Source organism: Sinorhizobium terangae, assembly GCF_009601505.1.
Lineage (GTDB): Bacteria > Pseudomonadota > Alphaproteobacteria > Rhizobiales > Rhizobiaceae > Sinorhizobium > Sinorhizobium terangae.
Genome location: NZ_WITC01000047.1, coordinates 1 through 2580 on the forward strand (window position 1 = coordinate 1; position 2580 = coordinate 2580).

General features: G+C 62.0%; 1 protein-coding gene and 2 pseudogenes. All 3 read right to left on the reverse strand.

What is annotated here, in order from left to right; translation table 11 throughout:
• A pseudogene (locus GHK62_RS12925) lies at positions 1–752 on the reverse strand (IS256 family transposase); the annotation flags it as partial.
• Between the two features lie 466 nt (positions 753–1218).
• A complete protein-coding gene (locus GHK62_RS12930) occupies positions 1219–2259 on the reverse strand; it encodes an IS110 family RNA-guided transposase (RefSeq protein ID WP_153439607.1) in 1041 nt (346 codons plus the stop codon).
• Between the two features lie 88 nt (positions 2260–2347).
• Positions 2348–2578 (reverse strand): annotated as a pseudogene (locus GHK62_RS12935) (transposase); the annotation flags it as partial.
• Between the last annotated feature and the right edge of the window lie 2 nt (positions 2579–2580).

Genomic DNA, 2580 nt, shown 5'->3' on the forward strand with positions numbered 1-2580 from the left:
TTGAGACGTTCGATCGGATTTGTCGAATGCAGCTTGGCCCGGTGCTCTTTCGGGAAGGTCATGTAGGCGAGCACATCCGCTTCGGCATCATCCATGATGGCGGCGAGCTTCGGCACTTTCGGCCGTATCTGGTCGGCGACGTTGCGCCACTGGGTGCTCGCCGCCTCCGATGTATCCTGAGCAAAGGCGGTGGCGATGAAGGCCGAGCCGACGCGCCTGCCGCTCTTTCCGGCATGCGCCAGCACGTTCCTCATGAAGTGAACCCGGCATCTTTGCCAAGTGGCGCTGAGAACCTTGGTGACGGCAGCCTTGAGGCCCTCATGGGCATCGGAGACGACGAGCTTCACACCGCGCAGACCTCGACGCGTGAGCCGACGCAGGAACTCCGTCCAGATCGGTTCGGCTTCGGAAGTGCCGACTTCCATGCCCAGAACCTCGCGCCGGCCATCGGTATTGACGCCGACGGCGATGATGACGGCAACGGAAACGATGCGACCACCGCGCCGGACCTTCAGATAGGTGGCATCGATCCAGAGATAGGGCCAATCGCCCTCGATGGGTCTTTCGAGGAAGGCCTTCACCTTGACATCGATCTCTTCGCACAGGCGGCTCACCTGACTCTTGGAGATGCCGCTCATACCCATCGCCTTGACGAGATCGTCGACGGAACGCGTTGAGATGCCTTGGATGTAGGCTTCCTGGATAACAGCCGTCAGAGCCTTCTCCGCCATGCGACGCGGCTCCAGAAAGCTTCTCTATTCGGCGTGTTGAGGTCAAGCGCTCTCGAGCGTTCCGGCTTGCCGGCATTTGATGTCCTTCGCGGGGTCTTGCTTCTCTACGGGATCGGCGCCTCGGCCCTCCCTCCATGGGATTCAAATGAATGAGGTGGAACAATCTCGGGAGCGTCCTGATGCAAGGGGCATCGGTACAGCTTTCTGCGGCGAACTCACCTCATCCACCGTCCCGCGAAGGACAGGTTTCCACCGGCATGGTGGAACTGTGTCTCACCTTCCATCGGGGTGATAATTGTCACATTTGATCGTGGTTCATCTCCCATCTTCTTGTTCGGCCGATTGGGCGACCATCTTCTCGTCCCGACCTGATTTCGCGCTGGCCGTCGGCACGCAGTGGTCGTCAAGGGAGGCCCAGCGGGGCCATCGCGCAGCGACTTGCCCTTGACGGGCACGAGCGCCGCGGCAGGCTGCACTGGTCGGGACGTCAGCCAGCGACCGGCACGAGGTCCTGCCTGGTCCAGCGGAACTGGGTGCCGTCGATCCAGATCCGGTGCATGATCACCGCCAGTCGGCGGGCAAGCGCGACAATGGCCTTGCGCGCACCACGCCGCTTGGCGACGTTCATCGCCCAGGCCTTCAACCAGGACCATTTCGTGGCCCGCGTCAGAAGCACCTGCGCCGACTCGTAGAGCAGGGATCGAAGCAAGCCGTCGCCGCACAGTGTGATGCGGCCGATGCGGCGACTTTCGCCCGACTCATGCAGTACCGGCGTCAGCCCCAATATCGGCCCTACCGCCTTGGAATTCCTGAACCGCTGAGGAATGTCGATCGTCGCGGTATAGGCCATCGAGGTCACCGGCCCGACACCGGGGATCGACATCAGTCGGCGGCACGTCTCATCCTTCCGGACAAGCATCAGAACCTTGCGGTGCAGGGCGCCAAAATGCTGGCGTAGCTTGTCGCGTGCGTCGAGCAGCGGCTCCAGGATCTCGGCCAGTTCGGGCATGTCTTCGGTGAGCTCGCGGATGCGGTGCGCGAATTTGACGGCTCCGACCATGCCGACCTTGAGCCCGAAGTTGCGCAACAGCCCGCGGATGTCGTTGTCGATGGCAATCGCCTTTTCCTGTAGGAGCTTGCGCGCCGTCAGCAAGGCCAGGCGTTTCTGGCTCGTCAGCGTCTTGACATGCACCGGGCGGAACAGGTTGACCCGCATCATCTGGGCAATGCCTCGGGCGTCAATGCGGTCGGATTTGTTCGGCTGTGCCTTCAAGAATGCCTTGGTGTGCCGCGTCTCGATGCAGGTCACCGGCAATCCGGCTTCCGCCAGCCCGCTGAATAGCCATTGCGATAAGGGCCCGGCTTCAAGCCCGATCCGCTCAAGGGCCCAGGCAGGATCGGTGAGGGCCCGCACAAGATCTTCGGGATGGCTCGGCACCTTCCCCTCACGGCAGATCGCGCCCGTTTCGTCGACGATGCAAATGGCGGTCTCTTTGACTGCGACGTCCAATCCGGCATAATGTTTCATGCTGCGCTTCCTTTCCTGATGCTTGTGGCTGTTCCAGAACAGACCACGGTTACCATCAGCTCGAAGCGCCGCACCTTCATGGCATCACCGCTGAAGGATGGGGCTCAAGCCGAATACCCCATCTCGGGAAATAGCTACCTTTGCGCAGCTTCGGGATGCGAAGCTCGACCGTGCCAGCCCGTGTCTCCCAGTCCCGGTCACGGTAGCCGTTGCGTTGGGCGAGCCGCATCGGGTTCTTCTCGCCGTAGCCAGCACCGGTCGCGCTGCCGATCTCCAGCTCCATCAGCCGCTCGGCCGCAAAGCCAATCATCTCGCGCAACA

What these genes read in the sequence shown, in the direction of transcription:
- GHK62_RS12930 (WP_153439607.1), bottom strand. Translation starts at nt 2,259, where the DNA reads ATGAAACATTATGCCGGATTGGACGTCGCAGTCAAAGAGACCGCCATT.